Origin of the sequence: Henriciella marina DSM 19595 (assembly GCF_000376805.1) — a bacterium.
Taxonomy (GTDB): domain Bacteria; phylum Pseudomonadota; class Alphaproteobacteria; order Caulobacterales; family Hyphomonadaceae; genus Henriciella; species Henriciella marina.
The window spans coordinates 176,165-194,475 of the sequence record NZ_AQXT01000002.1 but is presented as its reverse complement, the minus strand read 5'-3'; the positions used below and the strand labels follow the sequence as shown (position 1 = coordinate 194,475).

General features: G+C 61.5%; 14 protein-coding genes. 7 read left to right on the top strand and 7 right to left on the bottom strand.

What is annotated here, in order from left to right; all coding sequences use genetic code 11:
* Positions 1-21: 21 nt before the first annotated feature.
* On the bottom strand, positions 22-2,163 hold the full coding sequence (locus F550_RS0100960; RefSeq protein WP_018146649.1) for a protein-disulfide reductase DsbD family protein: 2,142 nt from the start codon (positions 2,161-2,163) through the stop codon (positions 22-24).
* Positions 2,164-2,339: 176 nt separating this feature from the next.
* Positions 2,340-3,164: a SapC family protein gene (locus F550_RS16470; RefSeq protein WP_156807775.1), complete on the bottom strand. Its 825-nt coding sequence runs from the start codon at positions 3,162-3,164 to the stop codon at positions 2,340-2,342.
* A gap of 147 nt (positions 3,165-3,311) precedes the next feature.
* Here F550_RS16470 and F550_RS0100950 point away from each other — a divergent pair, with 147 nt between their 5' ends.
* From F550_RS0100950 to F550_RS0100920, 7 genes are all read left to right on the top strand, one after another.
* Positions 3,312-5,153 carry a DUF885 domain-containing protein gene (locus tag F550_RS0100950; protein WP_018146647.1) on the top strand — a complete coding sequence of 614 codons (1,842 nt, stop codon included), beginning with the start codon at positions 3,312-3,314 and terminating at the stop codon, positions 5,151-5,153.
* Positions 5,154-5,377: 224 nt separating this feature from the next.
* Complete coding sequence (gene nadA / locus F550_RS0100945; RefSeq protein ID WP_018146646.1) at positions 5,378-6,526, top strand: quinolinate synthase NadA; 1,149 nt, start codon at positions 5,378-5,380, stop codon at positions 6,524-6,526.
* A gap of 68 nt (positions 6,527-6,594) precedes the next feature.
* Positions 6,595-7,056: a hypothetical protein gene (locus F550_RS0100940; protein WP_018146645.1), complete on the top strand. Its 462-nt coding sequence runs from the start codon at positions 6,595-6,597 to the stop codon at positions 7,054-7,056.
* A gap of 35 nt (positions 7,057-7,091) precedes the next feature.
* On the top strand, positions 7,092-7,517 hold the full coding sequence (locus F550_RS0100935; protein ID WP_018146644.1) for a hypothetical protein: 426 nt from the start codon (positions 7,092-7,094) through the stop codon (positions 7,515-7,517).
* A gap of 20 nt (positions 7,518-7,537) precedes the next feature.
* Positions 7,538-9,082, top strand: a complete 1,545-nt coding sequence (locus F550_RS0100930) for an L-aspartate oxidase (RefSeq protein ID WP_018146643.1) — start codon at positions 7,538-7,540, stop codon at positions 9,080-9,082.
* Positions 9,082-9,933: a carboxylating nicotinate-nucleotide diphosphorylase gene (gene nadC, locus F550_RS0100925; RefSeq protein ID WP_018146642.1), complete on the top strand. Its 852-nt coding sequence runs from the start codon at positions 9,082-9,084 to the stop codon at positions 9,931-9,933. The genes F550_RS0100930 and nadC overlap by 1 nt, the downstream gene beginning before the upstream one ends.
* 61 nt (positions 9,934-9,994) lie before the next feature.
* Positions 9,995-10,804 (top strand): SDR family oxidoreductase, encoded by an 810-nt coding sequence (locus F550_RS0100920; protein WP_018146641.1) that lies wholly within the window; start codon positions 9,995-9,997, stop codon positions 10,802-10,804.
* Positions 10,805-10,813: 9 nt separating this feature from the next.
* On the opposite strand, the gene F550_RS0100915 is transcribed toward F550_RS0100920, so the two are convergent.
* From F550_RS0100915 to glyS, 5 genes are all read right to left on the bottom strand, one after another.
* Positions 10,814-11,473, bottom strand: a complete 660-nt coding sequence (locus tag F550_RS0100915; RefSeq protein ID WP_018146640.1) for an O-methyltransferase — start codon at positions 11,471-11,473, stop codon at positions 10,814-10,816.
* 9 nt (positions 11,474-11,482) lie between these two features.
* Positions 11,483-12,475, bottom strand: a complete 993-nt coding sequence (locus F550_RS0100910; RefSeq protein ID WP_018146639.1) for a cell wall hydrolase — start codon at positions 12,473-12,475, stop codon at positions 11,483-11,485.
* 354 nt (positions 12,476-12,829) lie between these two features.
* On the bottom strand, positions 12,830-15,526 hold the full coding sequence (gene ppdK / locus F550_RS0100905) for a pyruvate, phosphate dikinase (RefSeq protein WP_018146638.1): 2,697 nt from the start codon (positions 15,524-15,526) through the stop codon (positions 12,830-12,832).
* Complete coding sequence (locus F550_RS0100900) at positions 15,519-15,926, bottom strand: hypothetical protein (protein WP_018146637.1); 408 nt, start codon at positions 15,924-15,926, stop codon at positions 15,519-15,521. The genes ppdK and F550_RS0100900 overlap by 8 nt, the downstream gene beginning before the upstream one ends.
* Positions 15,927-15,952: 26 nt before the next feature.
* Positions 15,953-18,286 (bottom strand): glycine--tRNA ligase subunit beta, encoded by a 2,334-nt coding sequence (glyS, locus tag F550_RS0100895; protein WP_018146636.1) that lies wholly within the window; start codon positions 18,284-18,286, stop codon positions 15,953-15,955.
* Positions 18,287-18,311 lie beyond the last annotated feature (25 nt).

The following is an 18,311-nucleotide window of genomic DNA, read 5'->3' as shown; positions in this document are numbered from 1 at the left end:
TTCAGGTGGGGCTAAGAAAAATCAAAACTCAGCAAGCTTGCGTTTCATCATGGCCGGATTGAGCAGTGTCGGCAGAACTTCCGGCTCCGCCTCACCCGGTGCATAAAGAAGATACATCGGAACGCCGGGACTTCCACGCCGCTTCAGCTCGTCTGAAATGTCATCATCGGGACGGGTGAAATCCGCGATGAGAAAGCTCACATTTGCGTCCGCCATGGCCTCAAGCACGTCCGGCTTGGTAAGCGTCGTGCGCTTGTTGACCTGACAGGTCGCACACCATGATGCGGTGAAGTCGACGAAGACGCCGCGGCCTTCCGAGACAAGCTCATCGACCCGCTCTGGCGACCATGGCTCGGTTTCGAGGCCCGCAAAGGAGGAGTCCGAAGCACTTGCCTCGGGGCCGTCCTCAAAGCCTGTCGCAACCGGCCAGATGATGCCGATAACGGCCAGAATAGCGCCGACAGCCAGTATGCCAGTCCGAAGGCGGCCACCCGCAACGCTGACCAGCCAGACGCCGAAAGCCAGAATGACCGCGCCAAACGCTGTCGCACCCGCCGCTGGATGATCGCCGAGAACGGTGATCAGCCATGCGGCCGTCAGGAACATCGGGAAGGCAAAGGCCTGCTTAAGCCGCTCCATCCAGAGGCCGGGCTTGGGCAATGATCGGTGCAGACCGGGCACGAAGCTCAACACCAGGAAAGGCAATGCCAGACCAAAGCCAAGCATCAGGAAGACCAGCATGACGATGGGCCATGGCTCATTGAGGACCGCGCCAAGGGCGCCGACCACAAACGGCCCGACACAGGGCGCGCCGACGACGGCAGCAAGCACACCAGTAAAGAAGGCCCCTGCACTGCCCTGGCGCGCCGCCAGCCCCGAGCCGACATTCTGCATCGACGTGCCGAGATTGAAGAGGCCGAGCAGCCAGAGTCCGATCAGCACCATGACGAGCGCGAGCGCGGCAACGACGGCCGGGTATTGAAGCTGGAAACCAAGGCTGACGAACTGGCCCGCCGCGCGCAGCATGATGAAGGCAAGGCCTGTCGCCGCAAAGCTCAGCATGACACCGAACGTGTACCAGAGGCCGTGTTTTCGTAGCTCACCGCGCTCGCCGCTGGCGGCCGCCTGGACCATGCCGATTGCCTTGATCGACAGGACCGGCAGGACGCATGGCATGAGGTTCAGGATAAGCCCGCCAAGCAGCGCTGAGCCGATAAGCAGAAAGAGATTGATGCCAAGGCCAGATCCAGCCGTACCTGCACCAGCGCTGTCGCCCGCGCCTGAGCCCGCTTCGCCGCCGGACGTGCCCTGTCCGCTAGTTGCCGCCAGGATTTCGCCGGGCTCTGCTGAAACGCGCACGGCAACTGGCTCATCGCCTCCGGTCGCAACGCGGATAACACCGGTCAGTGTTTCTGGCGGACCGTCTCGAATCGGCGTCAGTCGAAGTGTCAGCCCGTTAGACCCGAAGGTGGCTGGCTGGGCAGCCGCATGAACGATCGCATGGCTGTCGGGGAAAAAACGCGTGTCGCCCGAGACACCGGCAAGCTCGCCGCCCGCCGCAGAAAGGACCCACGCGTCGCCGTCAGCTGTGAGGCTGGTCTCGCCTTCAAAGAGCGCAGGCACATCGGCCAGCGCATCTGCAATCCTTGCGGCATTTGCACGGTCAGGCACTTGCTCGTTGCCGATCTCGATGCTGGCAGAGACCTCGACCGATTCCGGAATGCAGATGTCCTTGCAAATGAGGTAGTCGATCGTGCCGCCAAGGCGCACGGGGTCGTCAGACGCCTGCGGCATCTGAACCGGAAACGGCAGCACGACCGTGCCGCTATAGCCATAATCCATGATCTCGCCATCGACGACGGGGATCAGCTCGGGAAGCGGCCAGTCAATTTCGCCAATCTCGTCCTCAGAGATCGTGGTCTGTTCGTCCCAATAGGCGCGCGGCGGAATGCCGGCATCACCCGCATTCTTCCAGTAGATGTGCCAGTCCTCATCCATCTCGAAGCCGAGACCGAACCAGACGGTCTCACCGGGGATCGCGACGTCACGTTCAGAGATAAGCTCGACACGCGCATGACCGCCATCCACTGGCTGGGCAGATGCCGCCGGAAGCGACACCGCCGCCAGGCAGAGAGCAAGAATGGCTGGTAGGATTCTTGTCATGTGTTCGAACTCTATCTGTTTGCCCCGCCTAGTTAGGACACCGGGCAGGCAAAGTGGATGGGTCACCGCGTCATCTCGCGCAATCGTGATACCTCGCCTGCCCCATATCAAAACGGCCGGACCTTCTCAAAAGGCCCGACCGGATTTCGAATAGATTGAAGACAGGTGATCAGAGATCAGATCTGCAGGCTTGGGCCGGTTGAACCGCCCTGTGGCTCCTGCACGGCCTCATTCGACTGGGCGCGCAGGGCACGGTTGATGACACGCGACCAGTTCAGAAGAGACATGATCTGGGCGAAACACGCGCCGAGCATGCCGTTGCGCTGAAGCTCAACGAGCTTTGCATCTGGCAGGGCGTTCAGTTTCTCTTCGTCGATCGACCAGTATTTGGCGACAACTTGTGATTCGCCTGTGCTGTTGCCCTGATTGTCGCGCGGCTGGAAGCTCGCTGTGCGCTCTGAGAAGAGGCCGAGCTTGTCCATTTCCTTGACGAACTCTTCGGTGCGGCGGCGCTGGCCTTCGAAATCCCGGCAGAAGTTCATCGCATTGGTCGTGAACTCCGACGGCTGACCATCGGTGAAGAACGGAATTTCAGGCTTGTTCGTTACCATCGGCGCATCGCGGTCGACGCAAAGAACAAGGCGCTCCTGCGTCGTGTCATTGGCAAACACGAACGGATAGCGGCGGGCAAAAGCAGGAACGTAGAAATCGGAATCGATCTGGCCGTCCTTGACGTAAAGGTTTTCGTTCTCGCGCACGCCCATCGCGCCGATCGGCATCTTGTCGGCGCCGACAAAGATGACCGGATAAGACGTCGCAGCCAGACCGAATTCGTTCACAGTCAGCGGCACAGCATGAGCCTTGCCAAGGAACGAAAATGGCTTTTCGATCTGCTTGAGACCAAGGCCGCCATGCTTGTCGACGTTCAGGGGCTGCGGGTTCGAATAGAAAAGCACTTGCCCGCTAAGCTGAGAGGGCTGTGCCGACTGGGAATTTGCCACGGGAACACTCCATTGATTGACCGGCGCGGTGTACCGGATAAGCCAGACGCTCACAACCGCCGAGCAGCTATTCAGCTGCCCGCCTTACGCCCGTCTCACCCATGCGGATATTCGCACCTTATGAAACCTGTCAGATCGCTTGCAAGAATGCGCCCAGTTCTGGGCCTCGTGATGATGGGGCTGCTGTCGGCTTGCGCGCCTGCGGTCAATGAAGACGGTATCGCCCGGCGTATCGTGCGCGATATCAACAGCGTTTTCGACGACACGGCAAAGGCGGAACTCGCCCTGTCGCCAGAGACGGCGACCCGGCTTGGCCTTGATGAGGATGCGCTTCGCCAGTCCTTCAGTGATGTCCTCGATGATCGCTCGCAGGCCCGGTTCGAGCGCACCCGGCTGTTACGCATAGAGCTTCTCAACAGGCTGGCCTCGACGCCGAAGATTCCAGGCGACAGCCAGCTTGCGCGCCACGTGGAGATTATCCGGGAGCATTATGAAGCGCTCACCGAGCTCGAAGCTTACGGATTTGGCCGCTATGGCCTCGGGGTTGCGCGGCCCTACGCCGTCGATCAGCTGAGCGGGGCCTGGATCGAGGTGCCAGACCTGTTGATATCCGGACAGCCACTACGTTCGCACCAGGATGCGGCAGACTATCTTGCCCGGCTTGCGGCCCTGCCCGACGCCATTGCCGACGAAAAGCGCCGTCTCATTTCTGATGCCGATAGCGGCATCCTGCCCCCGCGTATCGTTCTGGAGGAGCTGGAGCGCCATCTTCGCGAGTTTGCGAGCCAGCCTGTCCAGACCCACCCCCTGATACAGACCTTCGGCAATGTCGTTGGCGGACTCGACGCCTCGACCGGCCGCCCTGCCAACCAGTACCGCGCGGCGGCCGCCCGCCTCATGCTTGATGAGGTCATCCCGGCCTATATCGATTTTGCAGATAAGGTGCGGCAGCTTCAGCTTGGCGCCCCTGTCACCGCCGGGCTTTCTGCGCTGCCTGATGGCGAGGCCTATTATGAGGACCTCCTTGCTTTCTATACGCGTGCGGGCGTCGATCCTGATTTCCTGCACGAGGAAGGCCTTCAGGCCGTCAGCCAGATCCGGGAGGAAATCGACGCCCAATTCGAAGCGCTCGGCCTGACAGGCGGCAGCGTCGAACAGCGGCTTTCCTATCTCGCGTCCACGCCGCAACAGACCCTGGACCTGACCGCCGAGACCCGGCCGCAAGTGCTGCGTGAACTTCGCAGTCTTGTGTCGAAGGCCGATAATGCGCTCCCCCGGATCGTTGATGGAGCGTCGCCGGCGAGTCTCGTCGTGACCCGGATGCCGGCCTTTGAGGAAGCAACTTTCAGCGGGGCCTCATACACGGCCGCCACCGCCAATGGCAGCAGCCCGGGGCTCTTCATGATAAATCTGAGCGATGGTGAAGACTGGCCCCCCTTCACCCTGCCCACACTGGTCTATCATGAGGGCGTGCCAGGCCATCATGTCGAGAGCACGATGACCGCGCTGCAGACGCGCAACCCCCTGCTTCGTCAGATGATCTGGGACACGGCCTATGGCGAAGGCTGGGCGACCTATGCCGAAGATCTTGCCGATAGCGCAGGACTTTATAGCGACGACCCGCTTGGTCGTATCGGCTATCTCCAATCCATTCTTTTCAGGGCGGCGCGACTTGTCGTGGACACCGGTCTTCATTCGCGCGGCTGGTCATATGAAAATTCGGTCTCCTATCTGGTCGACACGACGGGCCTTCCGCGGGCCGCGATGGAAAAGGAGGTCCTGCGCTACATGGTGTGGCCGGGGCAGGCCGCGTCCTATTTTACCGGGCGCCGGCGCATCATCGATATCCGCACCCGCGCCGAAGCGGTCCTTGGGTCCCGGTTTGAGCCTTCCCGGTTCAACGCCGTCATTCTGGATGGCGGCCCACGGCCCCTGCGGCTGGTCGAAGCGGATGTCGAAGCCTGGTATGCGCGGCTGCTCGACAACTAGCGCCAATGACCGTCATCGACGCAGGCGCATATCCGCCCTTTTGTCGCAAAATTGACATGACCCTTGCCAGACAAGATCCGGTAAACTAGATCGCTTTTGCTCACCCAGCCTATAAGGGGCGGGTTTTGGCGTGATTTCTTCCCTTCCATCGCGGAGAGACTTGAAATCTCACCTATCAATACCCAGTTAATGCTCATATTGAGCAAAAGCGTGGAGGACACGACATGGCCAGACTAATCGACTCCGGACCCGGGTGCCCGACACCGACCCCTGTTCGCGCAAAGAACGCTGCTGAAGAGCGCGGGCTTGCCTATACAGATGAGATCAAGGCGAAGACCGATGAGCTATATCCGCTCGTCTCGGACTTTATCACGCCAATGGAATGGCCAGCGATTGCGCCGCTCGTTGCCGAGATCAACCGGCTGAAAACGGAAAAGAACGCCGTCATTCTCGCGCACAATTACATGACGCCGGATATCTTCCGTCTGGTTGGCGATTTTCGCGGCGACAGCCTGCAGCTCGCCCGCGAGGCCGCCGATGTTGATGCCGACATCATCGTTCAGGCCGGCGTCCACTTCATGGCCGAAACCTCCAAGATCCTCGCTCCTGAGAAGACCGTCCTGATCCCGAGCCTTGAAGCGGGCTGTTCGCTGGCCGCCTCTATCACCGGGCCGGATGTGCGCCTGATCAAGGAACGCTATCCCAACTATCCGGTCGTCACCTATGTGAACACGACTGCCGACGTGAAGGCCGAGTGCCACATTACCTGCACCAGCTCCAACGCGGCGCAGGTGGTCGAAGCCATCGCCAGGGAATGGGACACCGACACCGTTATTCTGGTTCCCGACCAGTATCTTGCAATGAATGTCGCCGCGCAGACCGATATCCGTATCATCACATGGCCCGGCGCCTGCGAGGTGCATGAGCTTTTCAGCGCCGACGATGTGAGCCAGCTTCGCGAGGCCCACCCCGGCGTCATGATCCTTGCCCACCCTGAATGCCCGCCAGACGTGCTTCAGGCCGCCGACTTTGCAGGCTCGACCTCGGCGCTCGCCAATTATGTGAAGGATAACAGCCCCAACAAGGTCGTCCTTCTGACCGAGTGCTCGATGAGCGACAATGTCGCCGCAGAGAACCCCGGCGTGAACTTTGTGCGTCCGTGCAATCTCTGCCCGCACATGAAGCGGATCACGCTGGAGAACATTCTCGACTGCCTCAATGACATGAAGCATGTGGTCGAGATCGAGGAGGATGTGCGCATCCGGGCCAAGGCGGCGATTGATGCGATGCTCAACCTGCCGAAGACCGAAAAGCCGCTCGCCTTCGAGACGGGACTCGCCCCGATGGAGATTGAAGTTATTTCGGCATCGTGACGCCCTGAAAGTCCCCCGCTGACAGTCTTTGCTATTGTCAGCGGGGCCAAGAGACGAAGAGAGTTTGCATGCTGAAACGCCTGAGCCTTGCTTGCCTGACCCTTGCGCTTGCCAGCATGGTCCCAGCCACTGCGCAGGCCCGGCAAGATCGCGATCCCGGCGATGTGCTTGGCAATTGGAGTTTTCAGACCAAACCCTATCGCAATGGACAATGCATCATGTCCGGGACCGCGCGCCTGAAGCCGCACCCCGAAGAGGGGCTTTATAATTGCGAGCTGACGGCGGTTGAGGTCTGCTCGATGTGGGGGCGCTCGGTCGTGGTACAGAGCTGCAAGGCGCGGCGCTTCAACAATCAGGTGTCCATCCGATCGGATATCGAACAAGTCGTCGAGTCCAAGGCCGAGGGCCTCGTCTATGTGCCCGACAATTTTGCCCTGACGGTTCAGGACGCGCGCCGCATGTATGGCTCTCTGGTCTCTGCGGCGACAGCGCCGGTTGAGTTCATCCGCGCCGAAGAAGGCATTTCATGAGCTGCCGAAGATCCCGAATATTGGTGGCGTCGGCCTTGTGCCTCGCGCCCGCTGCGCTTGGGCCAGCTGCGCTTGGGCAAGATGGCGACACCCCGGCAACACTGGCTGGCAACTGGGTTTTCGAAGCGGACCTCCACCAGGCCTGCACATTTGATGGCCAGGCCCGGCTGACCCCCACAGACACCAAAAACGTGTTTGGGTGCGAATTGACCGCGCGACAGGATTGCCCCTCGATCGACGTCACCTATGTCGTCCAACAGACATGCACGGCCACGGTTAATGGAGACGCTATGACGATCAGGTCAGAGATCCAGACATTCCTTCAGGGCGAACCGTCCGCTTTCTATACGCCAGACAGTTTTCAGCTTCGGATTCAGTCCGCTTCGCGCATGAGCGGCGTGCTGGTTGGCGCAGATTTCTATCCGGCGGTCTGGCAACGCGCGGACGGTGCCATTTCTTGACCGGCCGGGGACGCTGAGACATGGCCAATACCCGCAGAGTGAAGGCCGAAGCTCCCGCTGGAGAGCGTGATATCCTGATTGTGGGCGCAGGCCTTGCCGGGCTGTTCCTGGCGCTCCGTCTTGCCCCGCGCAAGTGCACAGTGATCGCCCCTGCCCCGCTGGGCGAGGCTGCCTCCTCTGCCTGGGCGCAAGGCGGGCTTGCGGCCGCACTTGACCCGCTCGATACGGCCGATGCGCACGCTAAGGATACCGTCGCGGCTGGCGCAGGGCTCGTCGACCCCGTCATCGCCAAACTAATCGCAGAAGAAGGGCCCGCCCGCGTTCTGGACCTCATCGAGCTCGGCGTGCCGTTCGACCGCACCCCTGAAGGGGCATTGTCGCTGTCCCTGGAGGCTGCGCATTCGGTGCCGCGCGTTGCGCGCGTTGCTGGCGACCTTGCAGGCAAGGCAATCATGGGCGCGCTGACGACCGCCGTGCAGGCGGGCGAGCACATCGACCTCGTTGAGCCCTATCGCGCCGTCGGCCTGCTGCAGGATGATCATGGCCGCGTCGCCGGTGTCATCGCCCGCGACCGCAAGGGCCGGCTTCATCCAATGACGGCCCGCGAGACGATCTTCTGCACGGGCGGCTCTGGCGGACTTTTCCGCGTCACGACCAATCCGCCGCAATCGCGCGGCGATGCCCTCGCCATGGCATGGTCGGCAGGCGCACTGGTCGCCGATACCGAATTTGTCCAGTTTCACCCGACCGCCATGGATGTCGGGCTTGATCCGGCCCCGCTCGCCACCGAGGCGCTGCGCGGTGAGGGCGCGGTCCTGCGCGATGGCAAGGGCGAGCTTTTCATGGCCCGCTATCATGAGAAGGCAGAGCTTGCGCCCCGCGACGAAGTTGCTCGCGCCATCGATAGCGAAATCAAGGCGGGCCGCGGCGCGTTTCTCGATGCGACAGAGGCCGTTGGCGAAGACTTCCCCGCCCATTTCCCGACCGTCTTTGCCGCCTGCATGGCTGCAGGGATCGATCCGCGCGTCAAGCCGATCCCGGTCGCCCCGGCGGCGCATTATCATATGGGCGGTGTGGTGGCCGATTCGTGGGGCAGCTCCACCCTGGACGGGCTCTCGGTTTGCGGCGAATGCGCCTCGACCGGCGCGCACGGGGCCAACCGGCTTGCCTCGAACTCGCTTCTGGAAGCGGTGGTCTTCTCTGCCCGTATCGCAGAACGTCTCCACAAGAACGACCTCGGCACGCCCGGCCCATCCTGGGCGGATGTCCCTGACGACCTCCCCACCGACACGCTGCAGGATCTTCGCCGCGCCATGGCTGCACAATGCGGCGTCGTTCGCAAAGGTGAGGACTTGCGGGCGCTCGTCGATCTGATCGACACGCAGATCGAGACCTACGGCCCGGCCCACGCGCTTCTCGCATCACGGCTGATCGCCGTCGCTGCGCTTGACCGCGAGGAAAGCCGCGGCGGTCATTTCCGGTCCGACTTTCCGGGCAGCGCGCCAAATTCAGCGCGGACATTCCTCATCTCATCCGAGGTGGCCGTATCGAAAGAGACCATCTGATGCCCCTCCCACCGCCGCTGCCTGACCTTATCCTGGACCCGATCGTGCGGCTTGCCCTCACCGAAGACCTTGGCCGTGCAGGCGACCTGACCACCGATGCGACGATTGCGCCGGGCACAGAGATGCGCGCCACGATCAATGCCCGCAAGCCCGGCATCCTGGCGGGGATGGACGCCGCCGCCTATGCGCTGAAACTGGTCGATCCGTCGGTCTCGCTTGAGGTGGCTATCCATGACGCAGGCAAGCTGTCGCCCGGCGCGGCAATCGCCACCCTGTCCGGCCCGGCCCGCTCCATCCTGATCGCAGAGCGCACCATGCTGAACTTTCTTGGCCGCCTCTCCGGTATCGCCACGCTGACGGGCGCCTTCGTGGAGAAGGTCGCCGGGACCAACGCCACGATTGTCTGTACGCGCAAGACCACGCCGGGACACCGCGCGGTTGAGAAGCGCGCCGTGCGCTGCGGCGGTGGTACATCCCATCGTTATGGCCTGGACGATGCCATCCTGATCAAGGACAACCATATCGCCGCCTGCGGCTCGATCAGCGAAGCCCTGAAACGGGCCCACGCCTATGCAGGCCATCTGCGTATGATCGAGATTGAGGTCGATACGCTGGCGCAGCTCGAAGAGGCCCTGCCCTACAAGCCGCATGCGGTCCTCCTGGACAATATGGACAATGAAACCCTCCGCAAGGCCGTCGCCATGATTGACGGTGCCTGCAAGGCTGAAGCCTCCGGCGGGGTGAACCTCGATACGGTTGCCGGGATCGCAGAGACCGGGGTCGACTATATCTCCGTCGGCGCGCTCACTCACTCAGCGTCAAACCTTGACGTGGGCCTCGACGTCGCCTGAAGGTGCGCCCTGCTAAAACGGCCCATGACTGAAGTGGGCCGGAACCGGAGGAAGTTCACCGATGCCCAAAGCAGCAGGCCGCAAGAGTATCTTTATCACGGGCGCCGCATCCGGCATCGGCAAGGCCACCGCCAAGCTGTTCGCCGAGCGCAGCTGGTTTGTCGGCCTGTACGACATCGACCAGACTGGCCTCAAAGCCATTGCCGAGGAAATCGGTGAGGAAAATTGCGTCTGGCAAAAACTGGACGTGCGATCCCGCGAAGACTGGACCGCTGGTATGGAGCACTTTTCAGAGGCCACAGGCGGCAAGCTGGACGTGCTGTTCAACAATGCTGGTATTGCGCGTCATGGTTGGTTCGAGACCGTTCCCGGTGAAGACAATGACCTCATGGTCGATATCAACGTCAAAGGCGTGCTGAACGGCGTTGGCGCTGCCCTGCCCCTGCTTCGCAACACACCGGGCGCGCGCATCGTCAACACAGCGTCTGCGGCGGGCGTCGTCGGCGGGCCGCAAATGGCTGTCTATTCAGCGACCAAGTTTGCCGTTCGCGGTCTGACTGAAGCGCTGGATGTCGAGTTCTCGAATATCGGCATCCGGGTCACGAGCCTCATGCCATGGCTGATCGATACGCCGATCCTCGACATGTTCTCTGGCGACCGGACAAACACTAAAGTAAGCGATGAGCTGCGCGAGCAGGGCCAGGACGTCTATCCGGTCGAGCTTGCCGCTGAACGCGCCTGGGACGCGGCCCATGGCGAAGACGTTCATTATATGGCTGGCAAACGCGCCCAACAGGTTAGGTTCGCGCAGCGGTTCATCCCGGGGCGTCTGCGCCGTCAATTGATGAAAAATCTGCCGTCGCGCGACTAGGTTTGTCGCCTAGTCCTTCACGCGCGCAATGGCGAGGCCGTCATGACCCTTGATGCCGACCTGCTGGAGCACGATCGCTTCAAGGTCGGTATCGCTGGCAAGCGCCTGGTTGAACGCCGCCGCGCCGATGGCATTCGGATCGACCTTTGATGGCTCCAGCACCGCGCCTTCGCGCACGACATTGTCGGCCACGATCAGCCCGCCCTTCCTCAACAGGCGCTTGGCCTGCTTGAGATAGGCGGGGTAGCCATCCTTGTTTGCATCGAGGAAGACGAGGTCAAAGCTTGGCTCCAATGCGCGCATCTCATCAAGCCCACGCCCTTCGATCACCTCGCACCGGTCATTGAGGCCAGCATCCTTGATTGTCTCACGCGCGACAGCGGCATGGGCCGGATCAAGCTCGATCGAGACGAGCTGGCCATCTGCAGGCAGCGCGCGTCCAAGCCAGACCGTGGAGTAGCCCCCAAGCGTACCAACTTCGACGATGCGCTTGGCGCCGATCATCTTTGCGAGGAGATAGATCAGCTTGCCCTGGCCCGGAGAGACCTGGATTTCAGGCAGACCGGCGCGATGTGCGCGTTCGACAGCACGGTTAAGCACCGCATCGTCGGCGGCAAACAGGCTGTTGATGTAGGTGTCTACGGCTTCGAAAAGCTGTGTAGCGGACATGTAGCGCCTTTATGGAGCTGGGCTGAGAACGTTCAGGGATTTCGCGTTGAGATCCTGCGTGCTGTCGGACTCGACCGTCATGATCGTCGCCTCTGCACCGGTCTCGTCCGCTTTCGCCTCAGCAATGCGGGCCCGCTCGGCGGCTTTGGCGCTCGCCCATTCGGCACCGCGTGGGAAGCGGTAGAAAATATGGGTGCCGATGCGCGATGTCTGGATCAGGCCTGAGTTCCAGACCGGATTGACATAAGTGGCGTGATAATGCGTCGCCCCGCCCGTGCGTGGCTCATCGAGTGCGAGATAGACATGGGCTGCAATCGACTTGGCCGCTTCCCAGCGCGAGCCGCGCGGGGCGCGCGCCATGGCGCCGTCACAGGTGAATGTGAACTGGCAGCCCGTGGTCCGGGTTGCGCCCTGATAGACGACACCGCAGGCCGAGTTCGGATAGCGATGATCGCGCACGCGGTTCATGATGACTTCGGCGACAGCGATCTGTCCCTGTGTCGATTCAGAGCGCGCCTCGTAATAGACCGCTTCAGCGAGACACTGCATCTGGCCGCTCATTTCCTCGGCACGTTTAAGGTGCAGAGGCTCAAAGCTCTTCATGCCAGCGAGCACGGCTGCATCACGTTCCAGCCCGCCATAACGGGTCAGCGCGGATTTTGGGTCACGTTCGAGCGAATACTCCACATTGCGGAGCCATTCATGCTGCATCACGGCTGGCGCAGATGGGTCGGCGCGCACGGCGTCGCCGCCATCCTGTGCCGCTGCGAAACGCATGGTGTGCTCACGGAAATCGGCCTCGGCCTCCTTCTGCGTATTGGCAGAGGAAATCGCAGGCAGCGCGAGGCTGAGGCCTATCGCGCAGGCGGAAACCATCGCCGCGCGGGACACGGCGGAACGCTGTTCGGAATCGGTCTTCGCCAGCCACCAGCGGCGCACACGATTGCGAAGCGATGTGTCCGCAATGAATTGCGAACTCTGTCTTCTGGTTCTGAGTGACATTCCTGTCCCCCTCTTAAACCCGGCTCATTTCTCATGGCAGCGAAATTCAGGCCAAACCAGCCCGGCTGCCACTCTTATACAGGTGTCTTACCGGCACCGATATTGGTCGACCCGCGCCTATATCAACGATAAGCTGCGCCTCAAGACTTACATTTCCGTTAGAGACGGAACCGATTCAGGGCTGTGCAGTTTAGTACGGTTGCGAACACTTTCGGAAAACGGAGTGATTTCAGCCGCTTCCGCCGCCGAGTTCGACACGCGCGCAATTCATCAACGAAAAGCAGTGTTGCGGGGAAACTACAGTTCCCCGCACCCGTGTTTAAGTGCGGACCTACACGGTCTGCGCGCCTGATTCTATGAAGAGCCCTGCTTGCCAAGAGCCGCATGCGCCGCTGCGAGGCGGGCAATTGGCACCCGGTATGGTGAACAGGAGACGTAATCGAGGCCGATTGCGGCGCAGAACATCACCGATGCCGGATCGCCGCCATGCTCACCGCAAATGCCCAGCTTGATATCGGGCCGTGTCTTGCGGCCACGCTCTGCTGCCATCTGAACGAGCTCACCGACACCGACCTGATCGAGCGTGACGAACGGGTCTTTCTCGTAGATGCCCTGCTCTTCATAGGCCTTGAGAAAGCGGGCCGCGTCATCGCGCGAAATGCCCAGCGTCGTCTGCGTCAGGTCATTTGTCCCGAATGAGAAGAAGGCTGCAGATTCAGCGATCTTGCCGGCCTGCAGGCAGGCGCGTGGCAGTTCGATCATCGTGCCGACGAGATATTCGAGCTCTGTCCCGGTTTCCTTGAACACAGCCTTTGCCGTCGCATCGACGCGGGCCTTGAGGATTTCAAGTTCCTTATGGGTCGCGACCAGCGGGATCATGACTTCGGGGATCGGCTTGTAGCCGGTTTCCTTGGAGACCTCGACCGCTGCCTCGAAGATGGCGCGGGCCTGCATCTCATAGATCTCGGGATAGGTGATCCCGAGGCGGCAACCGCGATGGCCGAGCATCGGATTGCTTTCGTGCAGATCGTCGGCCTGGCGCTTCAGCATCTCGACGCTGACACCAGCCGATTTTGCGACCTCTGCCATCTCTTCTTCCGAATGCGGCAGGAACTCGTGCAGCGGTGGATCGAGAAGGCGGATCGTGCAGGGACGGTCTTCCATGATGCGGAAGATGTCGGCAAAATCGCCGCGCTGCATCGGAAGAAGCTTGGCAAGCGCAGCCTCACGGCCCTTCTTGTTTTCAGCCAGGATCATCGAGCGCACGACCGGGATCCGCTCTGCGTCGAAGAACATGTGCTCTGTGCGGCAGAGGCCGATGCCTTCTGCGCCGAACTTCTTGGCCGTTTCAACATCAGCCGGGGTCTCGGCATTGGTGCGAACTTTCAGGCCACGTGCCCGGTCCGCCCATTCCATGAGCTTGCCGAAATCGCCCGAAAGGTCTGGCTGGACCATGTCGATGGCGCCGACGAGCACTTCGCCTTCAGCGCCGTCAATCGTGACGACATCGCCCTTTTTGAACTCACGCCCACCCGCGCGGAAGATGCCTTTGGCGGTGTCGATCTGCAGCGTGCCTGCGCCGCAGACGCAAGGCCGCCCCATGCCGCGGGCCACAACGGCCGCGTGCGAGGTCATCCCGCCGCGGCAGGTGACGATGGCGCGGGCCGCATGCATGCCGTGAATGTCTTCAGGCGATGTCTCGACGCGCATCAGGATGACGTCCTCGCCCTTCTCGGCAAGCTCGGCAGCTTCATCGGAATCGAAGACCACCTTGCCGACCGCCGCGCCGGGGCTGGCTGGCAGGCCCTTCACGATCACGTCGCGCTTGGCATCCGGTGCAATGGTCGGGTGGAGCAGCTGGTCGAGCTGGCCCGGCATGAGGCGAAGCACAGCCTCTTCCTCATTGATGAGGCCTTCTTCAGCCATGTCGACGGCGATCTTGAGCGCTGCACCGGCTGTGCGTTTCCCGGTGCGGGTCTGCAGCATGTAGAGCTTGTTGTCCTCGACCGTGAACTCGATGTCCTGCATGTCGCGGTAGTGCGCTTCCAGCGTGTTCGCGACTTCGACCAGCTCGGTGTAGACCGCCGGCATGGCGCTCTCGAGCGGGAGTTCATCGGATGAGAGCGCCTCGGCGCGTGAGCGGGAGATTGGCGCCGGCGTGCGAATGCCGGCCACCACGTCTTCGCCCTGCGCATTCACGAGGAACTCACCGTAGAAGACCTTCTCGCCGGTCGACGGATCGCGGGTGAACGCAACACCGGTCGCGGACGTGTCGCCCATATTGCCGAACACCATGGACTGCACGTTTACGGCCGTGCCCCATTCGGCAGGAATGTCGTTAAGCTTGCGGTAAAGGATCGCCCGGTCATTCATCCATGAACCGAAGACCGCGCCGATCGCGCCCCAGAGCTGCTTGCGTGGATCGTCCGGAAATGGCTTGCCGAGCTGTTTCTTCACCGCCGCCTTGTACTGGACGATGATCTCTTTCCAGTCCTCGGCCAGAAGATCGGTGTCGAGATTGTAGTCGTGGCGTTCTTTGTAATCGTCCAGAATGTGCTCGAACGTGTCGTGCTTCAGGCCGAGAACGACATTGCAGTACATCTGGATGAAGCGGCGATAGCTGTCATAGGCAAAGCGCTCCCCCGCCTTCTTGGCGAGGCCCTCGACGGTCACTTCCGACAGGCCGAGGTTGAGCACCGTGTCCATCATGCCAGGCATGGAGGCGCGGGCGCCAGAGCGCACGGAGACCAGCAGCGGATTGTCGGCGTCGCCGAACGTCTTGCCCGTCTCCTGCTCGACAGCTTCCAGCGCGGCATCGACCTGCGCCTCCAGGCCATCCGGATAGGTTTCGCCGCGATCATAATAGGCGGTGCAGACCGCCGTCGTCAGCGTGAAGCCTGGTGGAACAGGAAGGCCCAGCGTCGCCATTTCAGCGAGATTCGCGCCCTTGCCCCCCAGCAGGTTCTTCATCTTGGTATTGCCGTCTGCGGACCCACCGCCGAAGGAATAGACCCATTTTTCCTTCGACGCTTGCTGAGCGGTGTCACCCATGATGCTTACTCTCCAAAGTCTGTTTCCTCTCCGCCTGGCTTATGGCCAGTCGCGCGGCGTCCTCTGTAAGGCGATATCGCCCCGGTTCAAAGGAAACCAGTAATTTTAACTGCGGCAATCTCACGCCGAGCGCCTGCGTATCGTCAAGCCTTGCGCGTGTCACGCCAAAGCGTTCGGCAATGTCCGCGCCCAGACGCTTGTTGCGGACCGCTTTCAACCTGAAGTCACTGGCACCGAATCGATCATGGAGATCAGCCACATAGGCCCGGTCGATGTCGAGAATGCCCTCAGGGCTTGGTCCCTGAGCATCGAAAATGGCGCGTGCCTGTTTTGAAGGCATGTTGATGAGGCCGTAGGTGACGAACACGATCACGCCGACAATGAAGACGATGATGATCATGGGTTATGCGTCTTTCTCCTGCCGGGTCAGCCCGAAATCTTCGTAAAATCGGCCACATTGTGAAGCGCGGCGCGAATCGATGTGAGGACCGCAAGCCGATTGGCCCTCAGCTTCGCGTCATCGGCATTGACCGTCACGCCGTCAAAGAACGCATCGACCGGCCCGCGAAGTTCCGCGAGCGCGGCCATGGCGGCCTCGAAGTCTTCCGCCTTCAGCGCGGCATCGGCGCGGGCGGCGGCCGTCTCGATCGCGATATGAAGCGCGCGCTCCTCGTCCTGCTCGAACAGGGATGGATCGACCTTGCCCTCGATGGGCGCGCCATCCTTCTTCTCTTCGGCTTTCAGGATGTTGGCGGCGCGCTTATAGCCGGCCAGCAGATTCGCGCCGTCCTCGGTCTCAAGGAAAGCGGCTAGCGCCTCAACCCGTTTCACGATCAGGACGAGGTCATCCTCGCCGAGGGCAAAGACCGCATCAATCAGGTCATGACGCGCGCCCTGATCGCGAAGGTATTGTTTCAGGCGATCAGCGAAGAACTCAAGCAACGGAGAAGAATGCGTCACGTTTCCGAATGCTAGATCTCCGATGCTCCCTGAACTCTCCTGACCATGTGGGCTTTTTTCGAAGACATCGACTAATTCGTTTGCACCTGACTTTGTTGCCAAATCCGCTGCTGCCAATCGATCAGCTTCCATAAATGCGCTCGCCTGTCGGCGGGCATGAATGTAGGCATGCTCCTTCAAAGTTGGCTTCATCGGAAGCCGGACCGCATTCTCTAGCACAATCCGCACAACACCCAGCGCTGCGCGGCGCAGTGCAAAGGGATCCTTCGACCCTGTCGGCTTTTCATCGATCGCCCAGAAACCGACCAGCGTGTCGAGCTTGTCGGCCAGTGCGACCGCGATGCTGACCGGCTCTGACGGCACGGCATCGGATGGCCCCTGCGGCTTGTAATGGTCGCCGATCGCATCTGCGATCTTGCGCACCTCCGCCTCAGACAGCCCTGCCAGCAAATTCGTGATCCCGGAAAGCTCGTCAGAGCTTGTCCGGGACCCAGTGACTTCGCTGCTCTGGGTCCCGGATCGCTGCGCGTCCGGGATGACACCACTGTTGAGGCCTTGTTCGAGAGCATAATACCGCCCCATCAGGCCCTGAAGCTCAGGGAATTCGCCGACCATGCCGGAGACGAGGTCTGCCTTGGCAAGGCGCGCGGCACGTTCGGCCAGATCAGAATCAGCGCCGACCTTTGGCGCGAGCTCTCGCGCCAGTGCGGCGACCCGTTCCACCTTGTCGGCAATCGTGCCCAGCTCTTTCTTGAAGTCGATGGTTGCGAGCTTCTTCGCCATCGTCTCAAGCGGGGTCTTCTTGTCCTGGTCCCAGAAGAAGCGCGCATCGTCGAGACGTGCCGACAGAACGCGGGCATTGCCGCCTGCGATCGACTTGCCGCCATCGCTGGCTTCGATATTGGCGACAACGACGAAGTTCGGCGCAAGTTCGCCCGTCTCCGGGTTGCGGACGGCGAAATATTTCTGGTGCGTGCGCATCGACAGCTGCACGACTTCAGGCGGCAGCGACAGGAAGGCCGGGTCCATCTCCCCCAGGATGACGACCGGCCATTCGGCGAGCCCTGTCACTTCTTCGAGCAGACCGCGATCCTCAACCAGCTCCAGCCCGGCTTGCGCGCAGACCATATGCGCCTGATCCTCGATCAGCAGGCGGCGATCATCGCGCGAGACGACAACGAAGCCCTCTGTCTGGAGAATTTGGCGATAGTCTTCGAGTGATGTGATCCTGAACGGCCCACGTCCCTGAACGCGGTGGCCTTCGGTCTGATTGCCGGATTTCAGGCCATCGATCTCGAAGTCGACGGTCTTGCCATTGAAGACGCAGAGGATGCGCTGCAGCGGGCGCACCCAGCGCAATTCGCCGCGGCCCCAGCGCATCGATTTCGGCCAGTGAAAGCCGCGCACGATATCTGGCACGAGGCCTGCAATGATCTCTTCCAGCGGACGGCCCGGGATTTCGCGTATGGCGACATAGAAATCGCCTTTCTTGGGGTCGCTCCGCACTTGCGCCTGATCGATCGAGGTGAGGCCTGCCCCGCGCAGGAATCCCTCGATCGCTTTTTCAGGCGCGTCGACCTTCGGGCCCTTTTTCTCTTCGCTCACATCGGCCGATTTGTCCGGCAGACCGGCAATCGCAACGGCCAGACGCCGCGGCCCCGACAGGGCGACGACATCGCCATACTCGACGCCGGCCTCGGTCAGGCCCTTGGTCAGCGCATCGCGCAGGTCGCCTTCGGCCTTCGCCTGCATGCGGGCCGGGATTTCTTCGGAAAAGAGTTCAAGGAGGAGTTCAGCCATAAGCGGGTGTCTTATCCAGCGAGGG